Source organism: Corynebacterium sp. KPL1986 (assembly GCF_000477975.1).
Taxonomy (GTDB): Bacteria; Actinomycetota; Actinomycetes; order Mycobacteriales; family Mycobacteriaceae; genus Corynebacterium; species Corynebacterium accolens.
Genome location: NZ_KI515719.1, coordinates 748,520 through 772,976, shown reverse-complemented (window position 1 = coordinate 772,976; position 24,457 = coordinate 748,520). Strand labels below are relative to the sequence as shown.

Sequence of the window (24,457 nt, the reverse complement as noted above, 5' to 3'; positions counted from 1 at the left end):
TAGGGCCAGCCCAATGTTCACGCCGCCGGCGGCCGAGTAAGCAGATTTTTAGCTTAAGTATGGCCGGCCGGGCGGCGGGAACGTGAGGTTGGGGAGACTAGCGCAGCTTGTCCACCGCTTTTTGAATCCTCCGCAGGGATACTGCGTGGGCTGTGCCGAGGCGTTGGGCAAAGAGCGAGACCCGCAATTCCTCGATCATCCAGTGGATGTCCTTGACCTCGCGTGTCTTTTCGCGACCCGCGGGAAGGTTGCGCAGCCGGTTTGCCAGGTAGGCCTTGGCATTATCGACCTCGGCCTGGCGGTCGGCATCGCGATCCGGATCGAGCGAGAGGTCTTCCAAGCGGATCCGCATTGCCTGGATGTAGCGGGGAAGGTGTCGCAGGTGTGCGGATCCGTGCACGGTGATGGCATTCGGCGGAAGGAGGAAAGCGAATTGCTTTTCCATATCGTCGATGGCGGGACCGTCCCAGTGGGAAAGCTCGGCGCGGAGATTGGAATACTCAGCTAAGCCAGGTGCGATCGAGACTATTGATTGCCGCACGCGGCCGGGGACCTGCGGTTTCACGGAGTCCTTGAGCTCGGTAAACACCTCTGGCGAGCGCACGGGGCCGCCAGCTTCGAGCATGAGGTCGCGGATCGCCGCGACGCGGGCGTCATTGACCAGGCCGTCGGCGCCGCCATGCGGATAAGAATCCACGGCGACGCGCTGCTGCAAGGGAAGCCCCTTGACCATTTGCGCGGTCGAGACGGAAATTTCGCGCATCAAAAGCGTGAGGGTGGTAGTGACCATGGCGGCATCGGCAGCTGCCTTGGTGGGATGAACCTTAAGCTCAACGCCTTCCTTGGTGGCCACCAACGCTGGGTAAGCGGTGACCTCGTGGCCATCGACGGTGGTGGTGATGGTCTCGTCAACGGTGCCGAGGGTATCGTCGGTCCACTCGCTGACCGCGGTGGATTCTGCGGTGCGGCTTACCCGTGAGACGGACGATTTAATGTGGCCGGCCTGGCGCTCGCGCAGGGCGGCAAGGTCCCTATCGGAATCGATGATGGTGCCACTCTTGTCGATGGCCGCGTAGTTCATCCGCAAATGGTCCGGCAGCTTGTCCGGTTGGAAGTCGGAGGCGTTGATGCCGTGCCCGCCGAGCTCGCGCAGGACATCGGCAAGCTGCTGGGTAAGGGGGCCTTCGAAGGGGATGAGGCGTTCCATGGCGCGCTCGGCAAATTCCGGGGCGGGCACGACGGTGCGCCGCAGGGCCTTGGGAAGGGAACGAATAAGCTCGTTGACGAGCTCGAATCGCAGGCCGGGAACGAGCCAATCGAAGCCTTCGATATCGAGGCCGGCAAGCATGGGAACGGGCACCATGACGGTGACGCCATCAAGGGGATCGCCGGGTTCGAATTTATAAGTCAGCTCGTAATCGATGGAGCCTTTGCGCCAGTGATCGGGGAAGGAGACTTCGGTGACGTCGTGGGAGTCATCGACAAGCGTGGCTGGATCGAAATTCAGCAGATCGGGTTCCTGGCGGCGCTTTTTCTTCCACCAGGAATCGAAATGACGGCCCGTGGTGACCTTGGCGGGAATGCGCTGGTCATAGAAATCAAAGAGGGTATCCTCATCCACGATGAGGCCGCGGCGGCGGGCCTTTTCCTCGTATTCGGCCGCCTCATCAAGGGCCTGCGCGTTTGCCTTGAGGAAGTGATGATGCGCATTCCACTCGCCGGCGATAAGCGCATTGCGGATGAACATATCGCGCGCCGCGACGGGGTCCACGCGGTGATATGGCACGGTACGGTCCGCGACGATGGGCACGCCGTAGAGCGTGGACTTCTGGTGCGCGATGGCGGCCGCGCGCTTGCGGGACCACGTGGGATCGGAATAGTTGTGTTTGAGCAGGTCCGCGCCGAGCTCTTCCACCCACGCCGGATCGATGGCGGCAACGTCGCGTGCCCAAAGCCGAGAGGTTTCGACGAGCTCTGCCGCCATGACGAACTCGGGTGGCTTTTTGGCCAAGGCGGAGCCTGGAAAGACAAGGAAGCGGGTATTGCGCGCGCCGTGGAACTCCTTGGAATTGCCGTCGCGGGCGCCGATATTGGACAGCAGGCCAGATAGCAGCGCGATGTGAATATCGTCGGAGCGGCGTTCGGTGCCTTCTTGGTAATCCCACCCCAGCTGCTTGGAGACGTCTTTGAGCTGGCGGACCAGGTCGAACCACTCGCGGATGCGCATGTAGTGGAGGAACTCCTGCTTCATGCGCTTGCGGAACTTATTGCCCGATTGCTCATTGCGGGTTTGTTTGATGTAATCCCATAATTTCAGCATGGACAAAAAGTCAGAGGTCTTGTCCTTAAAGCGCGCGTGCGCCTGATCGGCTTGCGCTTGGTATTCCAGCGGGCGTTCGCGCACGTCTTGGATGGTCATGGCGGCGACGATGACGATGACATCGTGGAGGCAGCCATTGGTATGGGCCTCGATAAGCATGCGCGCCATGCGAGGATCGAGTGGGATGCGGGCTAAATGGCGGCCGGTTTCGGTCAGTGTCGGTTTCTCGTGCTTGTCCTGGAGCGCACCGAGCTCGTGGAGGAGGTTGAGGCCATCGCGAATGGCCTTGAACTCGGGTGGCTGGAGGAAGGGGAATTTTTCAATATCGCCGAGCTTGAGCGAGACCATCTGCAAAATCACGCTGGCCAGGTTGGTGCGCAGGATTTCTGGGTCAGTAAATTCTGGGCGGCTCTGAAAATCTTGCTCGCTATAGAGGCGGATGGCGATGCCATCGGCGACGCGGCCGCACCTACCGGAGCGCTGGTTGGCAGAGGCCTGCGAAATGGGCTCGATGGGCAGGCGCTGCACCTTGGTACGCGTGGAATAGCGCGAGATACGCGCGGTGCCGGTATCCACGACGTAGCGGATTCCGGGTACGGTCAGCGAGGTTTCGGCGATATTGGTGGACAAAACGATGCGCCTTCCGCGGTGATTGCTAAATACGCGGTGCTGTTCCTGGTTGGATAGGCGCCCGAAGAGGGGCGCGACCTCGACGTTTTTCCATTTTTTGGCCTCGATTGTTTCCATGGCATCGCGGATATCGCGCTCGCCTGGGAAAAAACAAAGGATATCGCCGTCGCCTTCTGCCATGAGCTCCTCGATGGCCTCGGTTAAGCCATCGAGCGGGTCCTGATCCACCAGCTTTCCACCGGCCTCGAATTCGAGGGGGCGGTAGCGAATTTCTACCGGGTACGTGCGTCCAGAGACCTCAATGATGGGCGCGGGAGTGCCATCGGGTTGGGCGAAGTGCTCGGCAAAGCTTTCCGGATCGATGGTTGCGGAGGTAATGATCACCTTGAGATCGGGCCGCTTGGGCAGCAGCCGCTTGAGATATCCCAAGAGGAAGTCGATATTCAAAGAGCGCTCGTGTGCTTCATCGATAATGATGGTGTCGTATTTATTAAGGAAGCGATCGCGCTGCATTTCAGCTAGCAGGATGCCGTCCGTCATGAGTTTTACGGCGGTGGTATCAGAAACCTGGTCATCGAAGCGGATGGCGTAGCCTACCGATTCCCCGATATCTTGGTCCAGCTCGGAGGCGATGCGCTCGGCGACGGTCCGCGCGGCGATGCGGCGCGGCTGCGTATGGCCGATAAGGCCGCGGCGGCCCCGGCCGATGTCGAGGCAGATCTTGGGGATCTGCGTGGTCTTACCAGAACCGGTTTCGCCGGCGATGATGACGACCTGGTTTTTTTCAATCGCGGCGGCGATATCGTCCTTGCGGGCGCTGACCGGCAGGGAATCGGGGTAGGTGAGTGGGGGAACGGCGGCATCGACAAGCGCGAGGCGATCTGCGGCAGCCTGGATATCCTGGGCGATTTCGCGCAGGGCCTTGGGGGCGCGTGCCTTCGATAGGCGGCGCCGGAAGCTGCGGGCCTCGGCGATGGTGACGTTGTCTAATGCTGCAAAAAGTTCATCGCGGCTAGGGGCCTGCGACGTCGTGGTTTCATGCTGTGTCATGGCTAATTTATGAGCTTACCCCGGTTACGTGGAGTGGAAAAAGTTGCTAGTATGAAAATACTTGTCAAACGATACTTTTCTCGTTGCGCCCAACCCGGATACAGAAGGAAGGCACCGCTGATGAATGACAATAAATCCGGTGGAAACGACGATTTTCCACGCTATGAACCGACTAACCACCCAGAGGACCAGCCAAGCTACGGCAACCTGCCCTCCTATGGCGGTAGCCACGAGAGCTCTGGCAATCAAGGATATGCGGGCTACCAAGCACAGGACAACACCGTAAACAACGGCGGGTTTACCGGAAAACCCTCGGCCATCGATTCTATTTCGTGGGCCTTTCGTACGGTATTTAAGAATTGGAAATTGTGGATCCTCGGTAGCTTGCTCGTTGGCGTGATTGCCATCGCTTTCTCTATCTTGGGCGCGGCCGTTGCTCCCTCAGAGGGTGCGGAGGCCTTCGGTGGAGGAGCCATTGTGCAGATCGTGTCCTATGTGTTCGTGGCCGTCATTAGCCTGATGGCGCTGCGACTGGCGCTATTCCAAATCGATGATCCGCGCACTGGGTGGAACTATGTGGGCAAGAATGTGCGGTGGTGGCAGCCGCTAGCGATCATGATCATCATCGGCATTATTACCTGGTTAGTAATGTTCATCTTCGTTGGTGGTTCATTCTTCCTTAGCCCTGATATGGGGACCGGTGCCACAGAGGAAGAGGCGTTGGAATCCATGGCAGGCCTTTTCGGAGTTGTGGCTTTATTGACTCTCATCGGCCTGTTTATTCAGCCGCTTTATATGTTGATGCAGTGGTTTGCGGCCGATGGCGACGGAGTTGGCCAAGCCATCAAGAACGGTTTTAAGGCCGGTAAAGGAAACTACGGCCAGCTTTTGCTGCTAACGGTGCTTAACATGCTGATTATAATTGGCGGCTTCATCGTATTCCTTGTTGGGTTGATTGTTGCTGTACCGGTTACCTTACTGTCTACGGCTTATTTGTTCCGCCAGTGTGCAGGGCGCGCAGCCGGCCAACCTGCGTAATGGCTTTGTCATTGTTTAAGGCCACCGAGGCGGTGCTTCGGTGGCCTTAAACTTATGTGGCGGGAGTAATTGAGCCGAGGGGCCGTGGGGAATCGAAGACGCTTAAGTTTTAGCCCTCCAGCGAGCGGGCGAGGGCATTTTCATAAGCGGCGGTAATCAGGGTGCCGAATTCGCGGAACTCTTCACTGCGTGCGGCAGAGGAGCGGAAGACGAGGCCGATTTCGCGCTCAGCGGTGACATCGGGATCGAAGTAGGCGATGCCGAGGTTCTTGCCGTGGCATTCGGTAGCCAATGCGGACTTGGGGATAAGGGTGCAGCCGAGCCCGCCCATCACCAGCTGCATAATGGTGGTCAGTGATGAGGCGCGCGTGACGGAATTGGTTGCCTCTGCCGGGTTGACGTGGGCGTGCCGGCAGAGATCGACGACTTGGTCGCGGAGACAGTGGCCATCGTCAAGCAGCAGCAGGTCCAAGTCCCGCAGCTCTGCAACTTGCACGTCTGTACGCCCGGCAATGGGGTGATCGGGCGGGCTGACGATGGCGAAGTCCTCGGTGTACAGCGAGCTGTCGACCATGCCCGTGGCCTCCGAAGGCAGGGCGAGGATGGCTAAATCGAGGTTGCCGTTGCGCAGGCGCGTGATGAGGTGCTGGGTTTGCTCCTCCACAAAGCGCGGCTCAAGCTCCGGGTAGGTCTCCGTAATCTTCGCCAGCAAGTCCGGGAGGATATACGGGGCGATGGTCGGGATAACGCCAATGGTAAGCGGGCCGGACAGCGTGCCGTGGGCGCCGCGGGCGTGCGCGAGGAAGGTATCGGCGGCCTCAAGCGTGGATTTGGCATAGGGCAGAAGGGTTTCGCCGGCCGAGGTCACAATGACCTTGCGGGTGGAGCGCTCGATGAGCTGCACGCCGAGCCCCTGCTCGAGCGCCACGAGCCCCTGGGAGAGGGAAGGCTGAGAGATCTCCAGCTTGGCGGCAGCGGTGCCGAAGTGCTTGTTTTCTGCCACGGTGACAAACGTGCGCAGCTGGGCAAGTGTTGGTCGATATTCTTTATTATGCATGCCTATCACTCTAACATTTATCTATAGGATTATCTATTGACGTGACCGGAATTAATGGTATTGTCTTTGGTGTTGGGCCGGAGAGGGTCCGGCCCGTGGTCCTCGGCACAGGACTGTCGGAAACTTGAAAAAGATTACCCTTTTAAGAAGGAGTTGAAGAACATGCCTATCATGACCGTTGGCGAAAAGTTCCCAGAATTCGACCTCACCGCCCTGACCGGCGGCGACCTGCACAACGTTAACGCTAGCCAGCCAGAGGACTACTTCGAGCAGGTTTCCTTGGACAAATACGAGGGCAAGTGGAAGGTCGTCTTCTTCTACCCCAAGGACTTCACCTTCGTGTGCCCGACCGAGATCGCTGCCTTTGGCAAGCTGGACGAAGAGTTCCAAGACCGCGATACCCAGGTATTGGGCGGCTCCACCGATAACGAGTTCGCTCACTTCAACTGGCGCGCAACCCACCCGGACCTGAAGGATGTTCCGTTCCCGATGTTTTCCGACGTGCGCCACGACCTGATCCGCGCACTGGGCGTAGAAAACGCTGACGGCGTTGCTGACCGCGCAACCTTCATCATCGACCCAGATGGTGTCATTCAGTTCGTCTCCGTTACCCCGGACGCTGTGGGCCGCAACGTTGACGAGGTCCTGCGTGTCCTCGACGCCCTGCAGTCCGAAGAGGTCTGCGCCTGCAACTGGGAGAAGAACGACCCAACGAAGAACATCGACAAGATGGACGTCGTTCAGTCCCAGCTTTAAGCATTAGTTACGTGTGAGCGCTGTCCCCGCCCCATGAGGCGGGGGAGGGCCGGCACCCAACTTGCAATTTAAGTTACTGAGAAAAGATTTAGAAGGAGAAAGACCGTGTCTATCGAGAACTTGAAGTCAGCACTGCCTGAGTACGCCAAGGATCAGAAACTCAACCTCGGCGCGTTGACCCGCACCACCGAGCTGGATGAAGAGCAGCTGTGGGGCACCCTGTTGGCTTCGGCGGCAGCTACCCGCAATGACACCGTGATTTCTGAAATCGCGGAAGAGGCGCAAGAGCACCTCTCTGAGGAAGCTACCAACGCCGCTTACGGCGCTGCCACCGTGATGGCAATGAACAACGTTGCCTACCGCGCCAAGAGCTGGTTGGGCGATGACTACGCACAGGTCAAGTTCGGCCTGCGGATGAACTTCATCTCCAAGCCTGGCGTGGAAGACGCTAACTTCGAGCTGTGGAATATCGCCGTGTCCGCCATCAACGGCTGCGAGCACTGCTTGGGCGCACACACCCAGAAGCTCAACGATACTGGCGCGACCAAGGAACAGGTCTGGGAGGCCATCAAGGTTGCTTCTGTCATTCAGGCAGTCGCACAGGCCGTCCAGATTGAGGCTGCACGCTAAAAGCGCTGCTTAATTAGCCTTTGGAATAAGCCACCCCCGCGCGCTGCTTCCCTCGGTGTCCCCCATAGGACGCCGGGTACAGCGCAGGGGGTGGCTTTTATCGTTTTAGCTAACCCGCGTGTGATTAATACTCGACGCGCAACTCTGACAGGCGGACTTCGCCGGCTTCATCGGAGGCGTCCAGATCAACCGTGGCGACAAATTGATAGGCGCGATCTCCTGCTGGGTCCTTGATAATTTGCCGCACGGGCCAGCTGCGGGAGCTGGATTCTTCCAACCGGAAGTACTCGGGTCCGCGCGCCTCAGGGCCGGTATCAATGTCGTCGTATTCGTCAAAGTAGTCATCCAAGACGGCGCCAAAATCGGGGACCTCGTCCAGATAATCCAATACCTCGGCCAGGCGGTCTTCTTCCTCCAGCGCGAAGAGCTGCGCGAGGCGGAACATGTAATTGCGCACCATGATGCCAAAGGCGCGTCGGTTAGCGGTAAGGGCTGTTGGGTCTTCGACGCCAAAGGCCAGCTCGCGGTCGAGCGTATCTTGATCGATGGGGGAGTCTTCGCCGGCCATCTGCGCCCATTCATCGACAAGCGAAGAATCCACCTGGCGGATGAGCTCGCCTAACCAGACGATGATGTCTTCAATTTGGGGCGTCGTGTATTCATCGGGGATGGACTGTTTAAGGGTGCGCCAGGCATCGGTGAGATAGCGGAGGATAACGCCCTCAGAGCGGGCTAAGCCGTAAGTGGCCACCAAGTCCGAGAAGGTCATGGCATTTTCCACCATGTCGCGCACCACGGATTTCGGCCGCAGCTCGAATTCCTTTACCCACGCATTGGTTTCCGCAAAGGTATCGTAGGCCTGCTCGAGCAGCTCCTCTAGGGGTTTGGGCCAGGTAATATCCTCCACGATATTCATGCGGTCGGTGTAGTCCACCCCGTCCGCCTTGAGCGCGGCGATTTCTTCCCCGCGCCGCTTCTTCTGCTGGGCCTGCAGCACCTGCCGGGGATCATCGAGGATCGCCTCAAAGATAGAGATTACGTCAAGGTGATAGCTGCCTGCCTCTGGGTCCAACAGGGAGAGCGCGGCCAAGGCAAAGGGCCCGAGGGGCTGGTTTAGGGCAAAGTCTCGCGGCAATTCCCGCACGAGGTGGTAGGGGCGGCCGTAGATATCGAGCCCCTTCGTGGATTTTTGGACCACACCGGAATCTAGCAATCCGCGGAAGAGGTCGAGGGCGGTGAGGATGTCCTTGTTCTGCTTGCTGCGGGGATCGTGATTATCGCGCAAGAGGTGGTGCATATGCGCATAACCATCGCCGTGGCGGGCTAAGACATTGAGCAGCATCGAATTCGAGACCCGGAATTGCGAGGTCAACTGCTCCGGTTCTGCTTCCGTGAGCCGCGCAAAGGTCTTCTCGGACCAGGAGACTTCGCCCTCGCGTGCGGATTTCTTCTTGAGCTTTTTGAGCCGCTTCGGGTCATCGCCAATGCGCCTGCGGGCCTTGGCATTTTCAATCTCGTGCTCTGGGGCCTCGACGACGACGGTGCCTTCCGTGTCATAGCCCGCGCGCCCAGCGCGCCCCGCAATCTGGTGGAATTCGCGGGATTTCAAGATGCGCTGGCGTTGCCCATCAAACTTGGCCAGGCCGGTCATCAATACGGTGCGGATGGGCACGTTGATGCCCACGCCCAAGGTATCGGTGCCGCAAATAACCTTGAGGAGGCCGCGCTGCGCGAGGCGCTCCACGAGCCGTCGGTACTTGGGCAGCATTCCCGCATGGTGAATGCCAATGCCCTTGCGAAGCAACTTTGAGAGGTCCTTACCAAAGGCAGTGGTAAAGCGGAAGCCGCCGATTTCTTCAGCGATGTCCTCTTTTTCCTCTTTGTTAATGATGCCAGACAGCGAGGTCAGGGCTTGGGCCCGCTCGGCGGCCTCGCGCTGGGAAAAGTGCACGACATAAATGGGTGCCTTATTATCGGCGAGCAGCTCTTCGATGGTTTCGTGCACCGCGCTGAAAACATAGGAAAAATCCAGCGGCACCGGGCGGGTGGAGCCGGCCACTAAATTAGTCTCGCGGCCCGTGCGGCGGGTGAGATCTTCCTGCAGCCAGTCGGTATCACCGAGCGTGGCGGACATTAAGAGGAATTGCGCCTTGGGTAGCTCCAAGAGCGGCACCTGCCAGGCCCAGCCGCGATCTGGATCGGAGTAGTAGTGAAATTCGTCCATGACCACTTGGTCGATATTGGCCTCGGCGCCATCGCGAAGCGCGATATTGGCAACGATCTCAGCGGTGGCGGCGATGATGGGGGCGTTGCCGTTTACGGTGGCATCGCCAGTCATCATGCCCACGTTTTCTGCGCCGAAGATTTCACACAGCGCAAAGAACTTCTCGCTAACCAGCGCCTTAATGGGCGCGGTATAAAAACTCCGCTGCCCGCGGGCGAGGGCGATGAAATGCGCGGCGTTGGCCACCATGGACTTTCCGGACCCCGTTGGGGTCGCGAGGATGACGTTATCTCCGGCCAAGATGCCGAGCGAGGCCTCTTCCTGCGCGCGATATAAATCGATTCCCTTGCTGGTGGTCCACGAGTTAAAAGTATCCCAAATGGCCTCATCAATGAGGGACTCGGGGACTTCCGTTAAATCTGGCAGCTGTTGAGATAAGTTCACCCCCACCACCTTAGCGGCGATGGGGGCGGGTTCGTTAGATATCGTCGCCTAAGTCTCTGTCATCGTCATCGTCAGAGTCTTCGCGGTCATCGATATCCGTGTGGATAATCTCCTCGCTATCGGCTTCATCAAGCGAGGCGAGGAAGGCCTCGAACTCCTCGCTGATTTCCTCAGCGCTGGGCACGGCTTCCTCGCCCGGCATGATGGCCTGCGGGTGCTCCTGGCGGTAGCGGTCCATGAAGGCATCGTATTGCTGCTCCAATTGCTGGACCACGCCCTCAATCTCTTCCGAGCCATTGACCTGCTCATCCAGCTGGCCCTCGACGCGGGAAATATCCGCCTCAATGCTGCCCAGCGGAATATTCAGTTGAGCAGCCTTAGCCACGGAGTCAAGGAGCTCCAGGGTGGCCTGTGGGTACGGAGACGCAGCCAGGTAGTGCGGCACGTGAGCGGTATAGCCCGCTACCGTGCGGCCCTTATCCGCCAAGGCCTTTTCGATATACAGCGCCGCGGCGCCAGGAACCATCATGGTCGAATCCATCTTGACCATGCTATCCGTCAGGCGGGAGGCGGTACCGTGCGCGGTGACCACGGTGGGGCGAGTGTGCGGCACGGGCATCGGCGCGGCGTAGAGCATGATGGTGTCTTCAATATCGAATTTCTCCACCAGCTTGACCACCGCCGTGGTAAATGCTTCCCAGCGCATATCCGGCTCTGGGCCAGACAGAAGAAGGAAGGACTTGCCGGAATTATCCCGGAGCACCTTCAAACCCAAATCCATGGGTTCTACCTCGAGGGCCCGGTCATTATCGATGGTGACGGCGGGGCGGCGGGAGCGATAATCGATGAGCTCATCAGAGTTAAAGGAGGCTAGCTGGCGGTTTTCCAGCGCGGCCTTGAGGTGATCGGCGCTCGACTCAACGGCCTGGCCCGCATCGGCATAGCCGTGCATGGCAACAATCATGGTGGGGCCTTTTCCTTCACCGGAATTGTCCTTGACCACCGGAGCGGGGTACTCCAATTCGTACATGCTGCGATCTTCTTCGTGCATGATGTGTTACCTCCTTGGTCTTTTAATCTAGATCAACGACCGCCAGGACCGCACTATTCCCACACGCACTCAGGTCAGTGTTCGCGGAGTAGTTAAATAACCCATTATGCCCTAACGAGGCAACCGGCGCTAGGGCCGGTGCGGTGGGCCTGTGCATAACTGCTTGCCGATGCCCCCTTCCACCCACCTTATCCACAGATTTCGGCCCTCTGCCCGCGATGGGCTTTCGGTACTTGCCGCAGGCCCCGAAGCTAGGAGCCATGAAGATCACAACGCCACAACAGCCCATCCGTACACCCGGCGATATCCTTGCCAATATTCCAGGAATCCTCGGATTCTTCCCAGCAGAATCAATCGTCCTCATCTCCATCGAACCAACCCCAGCAGGCCGCACCATGGGGCCAGTTGCACGCATAGACCTGTCCGATGTCCCCGACGCCCTCCCAGAGATCATGAGCGCCTTTCATTGCGGTAATCCGGAAGTCGTTCTCGGCTTTATCATCTCCCAACGCGAGGAAGTAGAGCTCTGGGAGATGATCGAGGCGCTCTACCACTTCGAAGATGACAAGGGCACCGGAATCGATGCCTGCTGGCTTGTGGAAGAAATCGCTACGTCCACTGCCTACGACCTCGTATTCGGCTTTAGCACCGGCAATGGCAAGGGCCCTATGCACGCTTGGAGCGAAGGAACCATTCCCGCTATTTCCACCAGCTCTTCCATGCGCGCCTGCGTAGAAAACGGTACCTTGCCGGAGCTTTCCCGCGATGAGCTGGTCCAGCAATTTGCCCCGCACAACCCGTACTTTGGGCAAGAAGAAATCGTGTCCATGCAGCGCTGCGCCGAGGAATTGTCCCGGCAAATGCGTGCCGGCCACGGGTATGGCACGACGGATCCAACCCGGGTGGTCCAGCACCTCATTGCAGATGTGCAGTATGTATTAAGCGAGGTAGAGACGCTGGAAGAGACCCTAGACAACGAAGAATTACTCTGCGTGGGGGCGATGTGGATGTCGACGACGTGGATGCGCGACTTGGTCATCCGAGACCTCGTCGAATCCCCGCACGCGGCCGGTACCTTGCTCCTAGCCACGGCGCGCACCTTTGGCGGCACCATCCGCTATAACGCCTTGGCGCTGTTTGCAGCGACCCAGGTGGCGCAGAAATTCGGGCTTTACGCCGGTCCGGCGCTGACCGTCGCCATCGATGAGGCACCGGGCCACAATTTAAGCCAGCTCATCGCTCAGGCCTATCGCAGCGGAATGGGGGAACGCCTCATTACCAGCCTAAGCCGTGGTTGCGACGCGGCGCGGGAAGCAGCGGGGATTGATGCCGATGGCTTTGTGTAGCCCCGCGCTTTAGCGCCGCGCCGAATGCGCCCGGTCGCCCAGCTGGCGCGTGAAATTCCACGCGTCGGTCACGATGGTTTCCAAGTCAGTGCGCTGGGGATTCCAGTCCAGCTCCCGCTTGATCTTGTCTGAGGATGCAATCAGCGTGGCTGGGTCTCCGGCACGACGCGGGGCGATCTCCGCCGGAATCTCGTGGCCGGTGACCTTCCGGCACATCTCGATGACCTGCTTGACGGAGTATCCCTCGCCGGAACCCAAGTTATAGATCCGGTGGGTGCCGGGGGCATTGCTGTGGAGGGCAAGCACGTGGGCATCGGCAAGATCGCGGATATGGATGTAGTCGCGCACCGGCGTTCCATCCGGGGTATCCCAATCCGTGCCAAACATGAAAATCTTATCTCGGTGCCCCAGAGCAACCTGCAGGACAATGGGGATGAGGTGGGTTTCAATCTCGCGGTTTTCGCCGATGGAGCCGTAGGCACCGGCGACGTTGAAATAGCGCAGGGACGTTGCCGCGAGCCCAAAGGCCTGTGCAAAAGAGGTAATCATGTAGTCGATAGCTAATTTGCTAGCGCCATAGGGGTTCGTGGGCTGGGTCGGCATGTCCTCAGTAATAGGGACCTGCTCCGGCTCGCCATAGGTGGCTGCGGTGGAAGAAAAGACGAGGCTTTTCACATCGTTATTGCGCATGGCGTTGAGCAAGCGCAGCGTGGTCACGACGTTGTGCTGCCAGTATTCGTCCGGCTTTTCCACGGATTCACCGACCAGCGAGCGGGCGGCGAAGTGGAGGACTCCCTCAAAGCCGCCTTCGCCCAGTACCTCTGCGGCCTTGTCGGCCACATCGCCTTCTACCACGCGGGCTGCGGGCGGCACGGCATCCCTATTACCCGTGGAAAAGTTATCGATGATGGTGACATCGTGGCCCTGCTCTACGAGGACTGCGGAACACACGCTGCCGACATAGCCGGCACCGCCAGTAACCAAAAGCTTCATGGCCTAGACCTCCACGCGCACGGCGTGTGCGAGATCATCTGCCAAGGTGATGACCTTACCCGAGGGAGTGGTAAGCGAAATCGTGCCGCCATTATTGACCACGGTGACCTCGGTACCGATGCGGATGCCAGCCTCTGCGAGTTCCCTGAATGTGGCCTCATCCACCTGCAGGATCTCGTTAATCTGGATAATCTTTGCGGACTTCTCTTCGCCATCGGGGAGATCGATAGCCCTCGTCCCAATCGATGGCTCGGGGACCTGGAAGCCCAGTTCTGCCAGCGCCGGAATGGGGTTGCCAAAAGGAGAGCGGCTAGGGTCATCGAGGACCGATACCATGCGCTTTTCCACCTCTTCGCTCATCACGTGCTCCCAGCGGCAGGCCTCATCGTGGACCTTGCTGATATCGAGTCCGAGGACATCAGTAAGCAAACGCTCCGCGAGTCGGTGCTTGCGCATCACTGCCGTAGCCAATTCGCGTCCCTTTTCGGTTAGATCCAAGCTCCTGTCCGAACGAACGTGGAGGAGGCCATCGCGTTCCATGCGAGCAACGGTTTGGGATACGGTAGGTCCGGACTGCTCTAGGCGTTCCGCAATCCGGGCGCGCAGGGGAGTGATGCCTTCTTCTTCCAATTCATAAATGGTCCGAAGGTACATCTCAGTAGTATCAACGAGGTCCCTCACGTGGGCATACCTTTCTTTGAAAACAGTAATGCGTGCCGTGCACAAAGCAGACAGCGCTTTTTACATTCTGTATCCAGACTAGCTTAAGTTGCCCTAAGTTTGCTGGAGAGATTTTAAGGAGACGAGTTCGTACTCGCCGCTTGCATAGAGAATGCGACCTCGAAAGTACACTGGAAAAATTCTCGGCGGCACAGTCGAGGTCGCGATTAAATAAGGTTCAGGAGGCGAAAAGTTCTATAGCGCGTACTCGCGCAGGCGGTCGGCGCGGTTGCCATCGCGCAACTTGGCCATGACCTCACGCTCGATTTGGCGTACGCGTTCGCGGGAGAGCCCGAACCGGCGACCAATCTGGTCAAGGGTGCGTGGCACGCCGTCGTCCAAGCCGTAGCGCAGGCGAATAACGTCCTGCTCGCGCTTTTCTAGCGTGTCAATGACGCCGCGGATATCGGAGTGGCGCATGGACGCCACGACGGCGGTCTCAGCGTCGGTGGCCTCAGCATCCTCGATGAAGTCACCCAATGGGGCTTCCTCATCGGTGCCGACGGGCATATCGAGCGAGACGGGATCGCGGGACTGGCGCAGCAGCATCTCGATCTTGTTCTCATCAATGCCGGATTCCTCAGACAGTTCCTCATTGGTCGCCTCGCGGCCCAAGGACTGATACATCTCACGCTTGATGCGGGAAAGCTTATTGACCTGTTCCACCAGGTGGACCGGCAGGCGGATGGTGCGCGATTGGTCGGCCATGCCGCGGGTAATGGCCTGGCGGATCCACCACGTCGCGTAGGTGGAGAACTTAAAGCCCTTGGCGTAATCGAACTTTTCCATGGCGCGGATAAGGCCCAGGTTTCCCTCTTGGATGAGGTCCAAAAGCGGCATTCCGCGGCCGGTGTAGCGCTTGGCCAGGGAGACTACGAGACGAAGGTTCGCCTCCAGCAGGTGGGAGCGGGCCTTCTTGCCTTCGCGAGCCAAGATCTTCAGGTCGCGCTTTTCTGCGCGCGTTAGCTTTTCTGCATTATTGAGCTTGTATTCTGCATACAGGCCTACCTCGATGGTTTGCGCGAGTTCAACCTCGTCCTCGGCGCTGAGCAGGTCGGTCTTACCGATGCCATTGAGGTAGACGCGTACCAAGTCCGCGGAGGGATTGTCATTGGTTTGATTGCGGCGAGACCCGCGGTCTACTTCCTGTTCCTCATCAGTAGTGGCAGTCGAAGTGCCATTGGCGGTGTTGGCAGATGGATTCGTCATCTTTTCAGCCTCCTGAAATTGTCGCCTGTTTCAAAAAGTACAACGGTGTGAGGACGCATTTAGTTCCCGCCCATCCTGAAATGTTTAAAACAGCGACGTGCCGGCCGCTTTGGTCCACCTTTTTGGGGGCGTCGGCAAGCACAGGCGCCACGTGGATGCAGTAAAACCGCTACATCCACGTGGCGGGGTGGTCTTAGCCGCGGACCTGTACGAGGTAGCGATAGACCGTGGGCTCAGATACGCCGAGCCGGGTGGCCGCCGCGGCGATGCCGCCTTTGAGGAGGAAGAAGCCAGCATCCTCGAGGGAAGCGATGACCTCTAGCCGTTCGTGGCGCTGCATCGACTCGACCGGGGTGGAGTGCGTAGAAATCGCGGAATCCAGCATGGAATCCAAGAGGTGCTCGACGTTGGAGCGCAGCGATTCGCTGTAGGGCGCCTCCGGCTCTTTCTGCGCGGGCGCTTCTGGGGCGGGAGTGCGCTGCGGTGCGGTGGTGCCGGGGTAGCCGCCGAAGGCCTTTGCCTTATCGATGGCCGGCTCGGTACCGCCTATCAACGCGTTAGCGGCATCGCGGATCTGGATAAGCTCGGATAATTCCACATTGATACAAAGCATGCCGCGCATATGGCCGGTGGTATCGCGCAGGAAATAGCTCGAGGAGCGGCAGACTTTTCCCTCGCTATTGACCGCGCGGTACCCGGTCATCATAGGAACGGCCGCGGCGTCGCCCTGTTTCATGAACCAGAGCGCAAAGTCTGTGACCGGGCCGCCTAGTTCGCGGCCGGAGATGTGTCCATTGGCAATGGCGATGATGGATTTATCGGGTACATCGAGATCATGGAGCACGATTTCGGTGTTGGGGCCCATGGCCTGACCGAGGAAATCGACGAGTGGTATGTACTGCTCGAGGAAGTTTTCTTCGGGGGCATGGCTGCTAGAAAGATTCATCAGCTGAAGCATGTCCTTATAATTCCTGTCAGATTATTGATAAGGTACCACAAAGTAACGACAAAGAAGGCGAGTACCCGGCCGTGCCCAAGTACTCGCCTCCTTTAAAGGCGCTCTTTCCGGAGCCTAGGTTGCCGGCATTAACCACATACCGGAATGGGCGGGTGCACCGCTAGGGCTAGGCCGCCCTGTGAGGTCTCCCGGTATTTGGCGTTGATGTCCTTACCGGTGTTGTACATGGTCCAGATGACCTCATCGAGGCTGACACACGGCTTGCTTTCGCGGTCCAGAGCCATGCGTGCGCTAGTAATGGCGTCTACCGCAGCTACGGCGTTGCGCTCGATGCAGGGGACTTGCACCTGGCCTAGGACTGGGTCACACGTCAGGCCCAATTTGTGTTCCATACCGATTTCGGCAGCCACGCACACCTGTTCCGGTGTCGCCCCCATCAGTTGGGCCAGCCCGGCTGCTGCCATGGAGCAGGCGACGCCAATTTCTCCTTGGCAGCCAACTTCCGCACCGGAAATGGAGGCGTTCATCTTGTAGAGCGCGGCGATGTGGTTGCAGGCGAAGATATAGTCCGCAAACATGCTCGGGGTAACCGGCTCGACGAATTCATCGAAATAGGCCAGCACCGCAGGCACGACGCCGCATGCGCCGTTGGTGGGTGCGGTGACGACGCGGCCACAGGCGGCATTTTCCTCCGAAATGGCTAGGGCAAACATGTTTACCCAGCTCAAAATGTTGAGGCCATCGTGGGGGTCGGATTGCTCCAGCCTGCGCTTCAGGGCGGCGGCGCGGCGCGGTACGAGCAGGGCGCCGGGGAGCGGGCCATCGGTGGTGGAGCCGCGCTTGATGCCGGTGTACATGACATCGCGGACCTTGCGCAGGTGCTCGTCGATGTCCTCATCGCTGTGCAGCGCCCTTTCATTGGCCCGACCGAGCTCCGGCAGCGTCATATTATTTGTTTCGCACAGCGCCAGTAGTTCTTCCGCGCTGGAATAAGCGAATGGTACATCGACGGTATCTTGGGTGCGCATGGCGAAGTCTTCTTGCTTGACGATGAACCCGCCGCCTACCGAGTAGTAGGTCTTGTGCAGGATGTCTTCCTCGCCGGCAAAGGCGATAAGGCACATGCCGTTTTCGTGCATGGGCAGGTATTCATCGTGGAAGTAGAATCCGCCGTCTTTGGGGAAGCCCACCGTGTGCGTGCCACCGAGCAGGAGCGTTTCGCTCTGGTTGACCTCTTTCATGAAGGCGGAGATGCCGTCGATATCGACGGTTTCTGGTTCTTCGCCGGCCAGGCCCAACAGGATGGCCTTATCGGTGGAGTGGCCCACACCGGTCAAGGAGAGGGAGCCGTAGACGTTGGCCTGGACGCGGGTGACCTTATCCATGAGGCCTTTTTCTTTGAGTTCGTCGACGAAGGCCTTGCCGGCTTTCATTGGCCCAAGCGTGTGTGAGCTTGAGGGGCCGATGCCGATCTTGAACATATCGAAGATACTGATGAACATGGTTTTTCTCCTGGAAAATCCTGAGAAGTGGGTGCTGCTTAGAAAGCCTGCACGATGGAGTAGATGATGGTGGCCAGGGCAACGAGGCCCATGATGAAGACGAAGTAGTTGGAGGCTTTGCCCTTGAAGCGGGCGAGTGCTGGAACCTTGTGGATGGCAATCATCGGGATAAGGAACAGCATGATGGCGATGGTCGGGCCGCAGAGGGTCTCGATCATGCCGAGGATGGAAGGATCCGCCCAGGCAACGAGCCACGCGGTTACCAGCATGAAGACAAGCGTGATGGTGTCGAGCTTGTGGCTGGATTCTGCATCATCTTTATTGGCATTTTTGCTGCCTTTGACCAGGAGGCCTTCAAAGCCTTCTGCAGCGCCGAGGTAGTGGCCCAAGAAGGACTTGGCTACGGCAATCATGGCGATGATGGGGGCAATCCACTGGATGAGGGGGTTGTCAAAGTGGTTGGCCAGGTAAGACAGGATGGTGATGTTTTGTTCCTTAGCCTCGGCCATATCTGCAGGAGAAAGGCTGAGCGCGCAGGAGAAGACGAAGAACATCACGACGACGACCATGAGGATTTCCGCGCGGAGCAAGATCTTGCGGGACTTGTATTCCGCGTACTTGCCGTAGGTTTGGCGGCGGTCGACGGCGAAGGAAGAAATCATGGGCGAATGGTTAAAGGAGAAGACCATGACCGGGACCAAGAGCATCAAGGTAATGCCCATGCTGTGGCCGGAGGCTTCGCGCGCGACGCTGAGGTCGAAGCTGTCAAAGAGTGCAGTATTCCACTTGGGGATGAGGTACAGCGAGAGTAGTACCAGGATGCCGATGAATGGGTAGACCAAGTAGGACATGACGTGGACGACCACGTTTTTACCCATGCGCACGACGAGGATGAGGCCGCCGACGAGAACCAGCGAGGTAAGCCAGCGATCTGGAGGGGTGATACCTAGCTGGTGATCCAGGAAGGAGTTCACCGTGTTGGTGATGGTTACCGAGTACACCAAGAGGATGGGGTAGACGGAGAGGAAGTAGAGGATATTCATCAACACGCCGGCTTTAACGCCGAAGTGTTCTTCCACGACGTCGGTGAGATCGCCGTCTGGCTTTGAGCTTGAAAGGACCAGGCGGGTCATGCCGCGGTGGGCCCAGTAGGTCATCGGCAAGGCGACGACGGTCATGATAAGAAGCGGGATGATGCCGCCGATGCCTGCGTTAATGGGAAGGAAGAGTACGCCGGCGCCAATGGCGGTGCCGAACAGGGAGAGCATCCATACGGTGTCTTCCTTATTCCACGCTGGAGCACCTTCTTGGCCCGCAAATGGCGTTTCTATGCCGTCAGCGGGTGGCTTTTCTTCTGCGGGAAGTTGTTCCGGAATTTGCGCGTCGTGTTCCGGGTGTTCGACTTGTCCGTGGCGCAAGAGTTTGTGGGACATTTTCTTTCCTCCTCTGCATGGGGTTGACCGAAGCTTGAGGGCTCCTGTCACCCTGGAGTGAGAAAAGATTTTCTCTTACCAGCGTGCGCGGGAAAGGGACTGAAATTATTTTTTCAGCTTGTATCCAGCCCATTCGCTTCGTTGCACGTTAAGTATAAGCCCGCGATGATGCCACGTGATAATAATTTATTGTATTCCGGGTAGGTTAATTATCACTCTGAAAAAGCTTGCGCGGCACCCAGAGATATGCATTGTTGAACAAAGTTGCCCATTGTGCGATCTAGCTCATAGATAATTCTGGGTGTGAGTGGGCGCTCGCGCAGGTAGACGCCGGATGAAGAGAAAATGCAGGAGAGGAAATTAGGTCTCGACCAAAACCGTAAATGGGCCTTCGTTGACGGAAGACACGCGCATCATAGCCCCGAATTGGCCTGATTCGACCGCGATAGCGCGCTCGCGGAGGCGCTCGATGATGTACTCGATGACCGGCTCGGCCTCTTCTCCCGGGGCAGCATCGGCCCACGATGGGCGCCGCCCCTTGGCGGTGCGGCCATACAGCGTGAACTGGCTGACCACCAAGACTGGGGCTCCGGCATCTGCAACCGATACTTCACCGTCTAGGATGCGCAGCTCCGCTATCTTGCGGGCCATCTTTTCTGCACGCGGTTTCCAATCGGCTAAATCCTCCCGGGAGACACCGACGAGGGCTAAAAGCCCGCCCGTCTCTGGGCAGTCGATGGCGCCGACGGTTTCGCCCGCAACCGTTACCCCGGCTTCAGAGACGCGAGTTAGTACTGCGCGCATGCTTGTATCTTCCTTTCCTGGCTACTTAGTACTCTTCAGTGTTATTCGGTGCTAATCGGCGCTAATCGGTGTAGGCAGCCGGGGTTGTCTCTTCCTCGAGCAGCAGATCGGCGGGGATGAGCAGGCCGTGGCGAACCATATCGATGATGGCGGGAAGCGCGGCCGCGGTCAGTTCTGCCTCATCGAAGCCGTGCGCCACCGCATACAGGCCAACGGTCTCTCCAAGGTTGAGCCCATGGGGAGATAAGCCAGCTACGATTGCTGCCAAGTGTTCATCGACTTCGTGGCTCCACCGGGGCCCATCGGTACGCGTCAAGCGGATAACCGCCCGGTTAAATCCTTGTTTATTATCCGTATCGGCTACGCTGACTTCTTCCTTGGCCACCTGAGGGCGCACCTGGAAGTGCTTGCCCTCCAGCTCACCAGGAACCAAGTCGCGCAACCACGCCACGCGGGCGAAGTATTCTTCCACCTCAGGGCCCAAAGGATCACTAAAGTGCTGCGGCATTTCCTCGGCCAAGATATCGGAGGGCTCATCATCTGCGATTTTTTGGATGGCGACGAACCCAAACCCGATGCCCGTGACATCGTGATGGTGGAAATGATCCAGCCAGGCCTTAGAGCGCGCCTTGCCCTCGTCGCTGCGCACATCCAACGATTCGTCCTTAAGCCACGTGGATACGTAGAGGGAGGGATCGGCGATATCGCGCTGAATGATCCAGGCGGCTATTCCCTTATCCGGTAGCCACGAGGCCACGCGCTGTTGCCAGGTCTGCCCACTGGTATGCACCCAGGCGGCGAGCAAATGCGCGGTTCCGCCCGGGGCGAGGTGGTCAACGGCTTGAGAAACCACCAATTCGCTTGCCCCATCCAAGTTCAGGCCAGAATCGCGGTAGACATGGCCCACCTGGGGAAGGCCAACGACGAACGGGGGATTGGCAACGATGCGGTCAAAGGTGCGCCCCGCAACGGGCTCGAACCACGAGCCCTCTACAAGCTCTACCTCTGTGTTAGCCCCCGCGGCAGCGACGGTGGCGCCGGCCAAATCAAGCGCGCGCCGGTGGACATCTGTCGCGGTAATGCTGTGTGCGCACTTGAGCTGACCAAGCAACTGCACTCCCGAACCTGTGCCCAGATCGAGCACCGTTGATACCGGGCTTACCGGCGTCGATTGCAAAAGCGAGAGGCTTGCCGCCCCGACGCCCAAGACGTGATCCGCGCCGGGGACGTGGTCCACCAGCGAGGCATCGACATCGGAAAAGACGAGGCGGTTGGAGCCGACGATGATATGGGGCCGGATATCGAGGGCAATGTAGATGCTGCCGCGATCATCGGAAAGTGCCACGCCGGCATCCAGGAGCTTGGCGGCAAGGCGGGCCCCGAGGGCATCGGCAAGCAGCGTGGCCGGCAGATGCTCATGCAGCAGGAAGAAGCGGATGAGCGTATCCAGCTGGGAATTACCGGCGGTGCCGCGCGCCACCGCGGCAGGCTCACCGCGGTAGAGGGCCTCCGTAAGCTCCGGACCCAAATGCCCAGCTAAACCATCGGTAGTAAAACTGGCCTGCGAAAAAGCCTCCGCTAGCTCCGGGGCAAGATCGCGCAGCGCGGCGGCATCGAAATGAGGGCCAAAGGACGTCATGCTGGGAGAAGATCCTTTCCAGTCGTGCTGATGATGTGGCTAGTCGGAGGCTGCATCGTCATGGTCAATAACGGAATGCTGAGATTCGATTGCTTTGGAGCCACCGCGGGAAATCTGTTGGTTCTGATACTGCGAATATAGCTGACGATTCATCGCGGGTTTATAGACATTCTTATCCCGCTTGTCCTTCTTCTCACCGCGGCTATTGCCAATGACCACGGCAATCCACGGCAAAGGAAAGGTCACGCCCACGATAATCGCCGCGAGCAACCACCAATGCATGTACAAAAAGACCCCGGCAATGAGCAGGGACGGCACGCGCAGGAATTGGAAAAATCCGTACCACAGCTCCCGGCGCCTGCGATCTTGTGCGGGCGAGAGCTTGGCATCCGTGATGAGAAAACGTTCCTTTTTGCCAAACACTTAAATTACGCACCTCCCTGGAGCGCGGCGCGTAACCCTACAACAGGGGAGAGGAGAGCCGGCATTGGAGTGCGTAGAGTGTGCATGTTCTCCAAGGGTAGACGCATGACTCGCAAAGTTCGATGCTGATGCGGCAAAATGGGGTGCGTGACTACGACTACGAAGACAATTGAACGGCCAGATATTCGTGAAGACACTTCGACGACGGATAATGACACGCCGAAGTTCTTCCACTACGTCAAAAAGGATCAGATTCTCGATTCCGCGGTCAACGGAAAATACGTCGTTGCTCTGTGCGGTGAGACCTTCCCGGTAACCAAACAGGCAAAGCCGGGCTCGCCGGTATGCCCCGATTGCGAACGCGTTTTTAAGGGTCTTCGCCGCAAGTGAGGACGTTTAAGAAGACGAACCTCCGCGCGTGGCAGCAATCAGCCCTCGATAAATTCCTCGCCACCAAGCCACAAGATTTTATGGCCGTGGCGACCCCAGGTGCGGGTAAAACCACCTTTGCTCTGCGCATCGCGACGGAGCTTATGGAAGACCGCACGGTAGAACGCGTCATCGTCGTGGTGCCTACCGAGCACCTGAAGACGCAGTGGTCTGCCGCCGCCGCGCGGGTGGGCTTGGCCTTGGATCCTGCCTTCACGAACTCCTCTGCGGTCAACCCCAGCATGGACGGCATCGTGGTGACCTATGCCCAAGTGGGCATGCACCCCTTCAAGCACCGCGCCGTTGCCTCCGCGCGGCGCACCTTGGTGATCTTGGACGAGATCCACCACGCCGGCGATGCCAAAAGCTGGGGCGATGGCGTCAAGGAAGCCTACGACGACGTCAACCACCGCCTCGCGCTGACCGGTACGCCGTTTCGCTCCGATGAATCGCCCATCCCCTTTGTGCGCTATGAGGACGATGGGGAAGGCCATAAGGTCTCACGCGCCGACCACACCTACGATTACGGCGATGCGCTTGCCGATGGCGTCGTGCGCCCCGTCGTCTTCCTGTCCTACTCCGGCGAGGCGCGCTGGCGGGACTCCGCCGGGGAAGAGCACTCCGCGCGACTGGGTGACATCATGAACGTGGAACAAACCGCGCGCGCCTGGCGCACCGCGCTCGACCCCAAGGGCGAATGGATCCCCGCCGTGCTGCAGGCGGCGCATACCCGCTTGATGCAGATGCGACGCAATATGCCGGATGCCGGCGGGCTCGTGCTCGCTTCCGATACCACCACCGCCCGCGCCTACGCGAAAATCCTCAAGCAACTCTCCAATACCCCAGTCTCGGTTATTTTGTCCGATGACCCAGGTTCCTCGGACCGCATTCAAGAATTTGCGGACTCCACCGATGAATGGATGGTTGCCGTACGCATGGTGTCTGAGGGCGTCGACGTGCCCCGCCTCGCGGTCGGAGTCTACGCCACGTCCGCGTCGACCCCCTTGTTCTTCGCCCAGGCAATCGGCCGCTTTGTGCGCTCCCGCATGCCTGGCGAAACCGCCTCGGTCTTCCTTCCCTCCGTCCCCGTGCTGCTCGGCCTTGCCGAGCACATGGAAAAATCCCGCGACCACGTCTTGGGCAAAGAGAAGACGGAGAAAGAAGGCTGGGACGACGAGCTACTCGAGCAGGCAAACCAGAAAAAGACCGAACCGGACATGCTGGAAAAGTCCTACGAGTCTTTAGGCGCCGAAGCCGAATTTTCTGGCCTGCTCTATAACGGCTCGCAGTTTAATACCGGCGATATGACCTCTGATGAGGAAGCCGATTTCCTCGGCATCCCCGGGCTCCTCGACGCCGACCAGGTCAAAGACCTGCTGCGCAAGAAGCAATCCGAGGAAATGGACCGCCGTGAGGCCGAAGAAAAGGCGCGCCGGGCTGCCGAGGCAGAAGAGGCTCACCGCCGCAAGATCTACGGCATGGGTCATGCGCCTGCCGCGAAGCAGCAAGAGTCCGATGCCGCAGCGGATACCGGCGTGGTGGATGAGCTCGGCGCGCTGCGCAAGGAGCTCAACACGGTGGTCTCCATTGCCGCGCAGAGCTCCGGCCGGCCGCACGGTGCCATCCACACCGAGGTCCGCAAGGCCTGCGGCGGACCGCCCACCGCGTTGTGTAGCGCGGACCAATTGCGCGAGCGCATCAACTACTTGCGCAAGTGGTAGCAAGCCTCCTTATCGCCGGTTGGCTGTCGGCCGGCTTGCTGGCGCTGCGCTTCTTTCGCGACGCCAGCCCCGCAGGAGGG

19 protein-coding genes are annotated in these 24,457 nt (G+C 58.9%); 6 read left to right on the top strand and 13 right to left on the bottom strand.

The window, feature by feature from the left end:
• Positions 1-97 precede the first annotated feature (97 nt).
• On the bottom strand, positions 98-4,000 hold the full coding sequence (gene hrpA / locus HMPREF1287_RS03590) for an ATP-dependent RNA helicase HrpA (protein ID WP_023017364.1): 3,903 nt from the start codon (positions 3,998-4,000) through the stop codon (positions 98-100).
• 51 nt (positions 4,001-4,051) lie between these two features.
• Here hrpA and HMPREF1287_RS03585 point away from each other — a divergent pair, with 51 nt between their 5' ends.
• Positions 4,052-5,038: a hypothetical protein gene (locus HMPREF1287_RS03585; protein WP_232215127.1), complete on the top strand. Its 987-nt coding sequence runs from the start codon at positions 4,052-4,054 to the stop codon at positions 5,036-5,038.
• 109 nt (positions 5,039-5,147) lie between these two features.
• Here the strand turns inward: HMPREF1287_RS03585 and HMPREF1287_RS03580 are convergent, their stop codons facing one another.
• On the bottom strand, positions 5,148-6,095 hold the full coding sequence (locus HMPREF1287_RS03580) for a LysR substrate-binding domain-containing protein (RefSeq protein ID WP_023017365.1): 948 nt from the start codon (positions 6,093-6,095) through the stop codon (positions 5,148-5,150).
• 162 nt (positions 6,096-6,257) lie between these two features.
• Between HMPREF1287_RS03580 and HMPREF1287_RS03575 the strand changes: the two genes are divergently transcribed.
• Both HMPREF1287_RS03575 and HMPREF1287_RS03570 read left to right on the top strand, forming a co-directional pair.
• Positions 6,258-6,851 carry a peroxiredoxin gene (locus HMPREF1287_RS03575; RefSeq protein ID WP_023017366.1) on the top strand — a complete coding sequence of 198 codons (594 nt, stop codon included), beginning with the start codon at positions 6,258-6,260 and terminating at the stop codon, positions 6,849-6,851.
• Positions 6,852-6,956: 105 nt separating this feature from the next.
• Positions 6,957-7,481, top strand: coding sequence for a carboxymuconolactone decarboxylase family protein (locus HMPREF1287_RS03570; protein WP_023017367.1), 525 nt, complete (start codon positions 6,957-6,959; stop codon positions 7,479-7,481).
• A 124-nt stretch (positions 7,482-7,605) separates the two neighbouring features.
• Here the strand turns inward: HMPREF1287_RS03570 and HMPREF1287_RS03565 are convergent, their stop codons facing one another.
• Together HMPREF1287_RS03565 and HMPREF1287_RS03560 are read right to left on the bottom strand one after the other, a co-directional pair.
• Complete coding sequence (locus HMPREF1287_RS03565) at positions 7,606-10,149, bottom strand: RNA helicase (RefSeq protein WP_023017368.1); 2,544 nt, start codon at positions 10,147-10,149, stop codon at positions 7,606-7,608.
• A 34-nt stretch (positions 10,150-10,183) separates the two neighbouring features.
• Complete coding sequence (locus HMPREF1287_RS03560) at positions 10,184-11,200, bottom strand: PAC2 family protein (RefSeq protein WP_005278919.1); 1,017 nt, start codon at positions 11,198-11,200, stop codon at positions 10,184-10,186.
• Positions 11,201-11,460: 260 nt separating this feature from the next.
• Here HMPREF1287_RS03560 and HMPREF1287_RS03555 point away from each other — a divergent pair, with 260 nt between their 5' ends.
• The gene (locus tag HMPREF1287_RS03555; RefSeq protein ID WP_232215126.1) at positions 11,461-12,546 is read left to right on the top strand and encodes a DUF4192 domain-containing protein; all 1,086 of its coding nucleotides are present in this window, start codon (positions 11,461-11,463) and stop codon (positions 12,544-12,546) included.
• Positions 12,547-12,555: 9 nt separating this feature from the next.
• Here HMPREF1287_RS03555 and galE read toward each other — a convergent pair whose 3' ends face one another.
• The 9 genes from galE to HMPREF1287_RS03510 form a co-directional block, all read right to left on the bottom strand.
• Positions 12,556-13,539, bottom strand: a complete 984-nt coding sequence (gene galE, locus HMPREF1287_RS03550) for a UDP-glucose 4-epimerase GalE (protein ID WP_005278922.1) — start codon at positions 13,537-13,539, stop codon at positions 12,556-12,558.
• Between the two features lie 3 nt (positions 13,540-13,542).
• A complete protein-coding gene (locus HMPREF1287_RS03545) occupies positions 13,543-14,220 on the bottom strand; it encodes a metal-dependent transcriptional regulator (RefSeq protein WP_023017369.1) in 678 nt (225 codons plus the stop codon).
• Between the two features lie 234 nt (positions 14,221-14,454).
• The gene (locus HMPREF1287_RS03540) at positions 14,455-15,468 is read right to left on the bottom strand and encodes a sigma-70 family RNA polymerase sigma factor (RefSeq protein WP_005278926.1); all 1,014 of its coding nucleotides are present in this window, start codon (positions 15,466-15,468) and stop codon (positions 14,455-14,457) included.
• A 193-nt stretch (positions 15,469-15,661) separates the two neighbouring features.
• Positions 15,662-16,414 (bottom strand): transcriptional regulator, encoded by a 753-nt coding sequence (locus HMPREF1287_RS03535; protein ID WP_232018220.1) that lies wholly within the window; start codon positions 16,412-16,414, stop codon positions 15,662-15,664.
• 140 nt (positions 16,415-16,554) lie between these two features.
• Positions 16,555-17,928: an L-serine ammonia-lyase gene (locus tag HMPREF1287_RS03530; RefSeq protein ID WP_023017371.1), complete on the bottom strand. Its 1,374-nt coding sequence runs from the start codon at positions 17,926-17,928 to the stop codon at positions 16,555-16,557.
• Positions 17,929-17,966: 38 nt separating this feature from the next.
• The gene (locus HMPREF1287_RS03525; RefSeq protein ID WP_005278931.1) at positions 17,967-19,361 is read right to left on the bottom strand and encodes an HAAAP family serine/threonine permease; all 1,395 of its coding nucleotides are present in this window, start codon (positions 19,359-19,361) and stop codon (positions 17,967-17,969) included.
• 360 nt (positions 19,362-19,721) lie between these two features.
• Positions 19,722-20,165, bottom strand: coding sequence for a D-aminoacyl-tRNA deacylase (gene dtd / locus HMPREF1287_RS03520; protein WP_023017372.1), 444 nt, complete (start codon positions 20,163-20,165; stop codon positions 19,722-19,724).
• A gap of 61 nt (positions 20,166-20,226) precedes the next feature.
• On the bottom strand, positions 20,227-21,804 hold the full coding sequence (locus tag HMPREF1287_RS03515) for a methyltransferase (RefSeq protein ID WP_023017373.1): 1,578 nt from the start codon (positions 21,802-21,804) through the stop codon (positions 20,227-20,229).
• Positions 21,805-21,843: 39 nt separating this feature from the next.
• Complete coding sequence (locus tag HMPREF1287_RS03510; protein ID WP_023017374.1) at positions 21,844-22,227, bottom strand: DUF3099 domain-containing protein; 384 nt, start codon at positions 22,225-22,227, stop codon at positions 21,844-21,846.
• A 138-nt stretch (positions 22,228-22,365) separates the two neighbouring features.
• Between HMPREF1287_RS03510 and HMPREF1287_RS03505 the strand changes: the two genes are divergently transcribed.
• Together HMPREF1287_RS03505 and HMPREF1287_RS03500 are read left to right on the top strand one after the other, a co-directional pair.
• Positions 22,366-22,617, top strand: coding sequence for a DUF3039 domain-containing protein (locus tag HMPREF1287_RS03505; RefSeq protein ID WP_005278940.1), 252 nt, complete (start codon positions 22,366-22,368; stop codon positions 22,615-22,617).
• Positions 22,614-24,377 carry a DEAD/DEAH box helicase gene (locus HMPREF1287_RS03500; protein WP_005278941.1) on the top strand — a complete coding sequence of 588 codons (1,764 nt, stop codon included), beginning with the start codon at positions 22,614-22,616 and terminating at the stop codon, positions 24,375-24,377. Before HMPREF1287_RS03505 ends, HMPREF1287_RS03500 begins: the two co-directional genes overlap by 4 nt.
• The last annotated feature ends 80 nt before the right edge of the window (positions 24,378-24,457 follow it).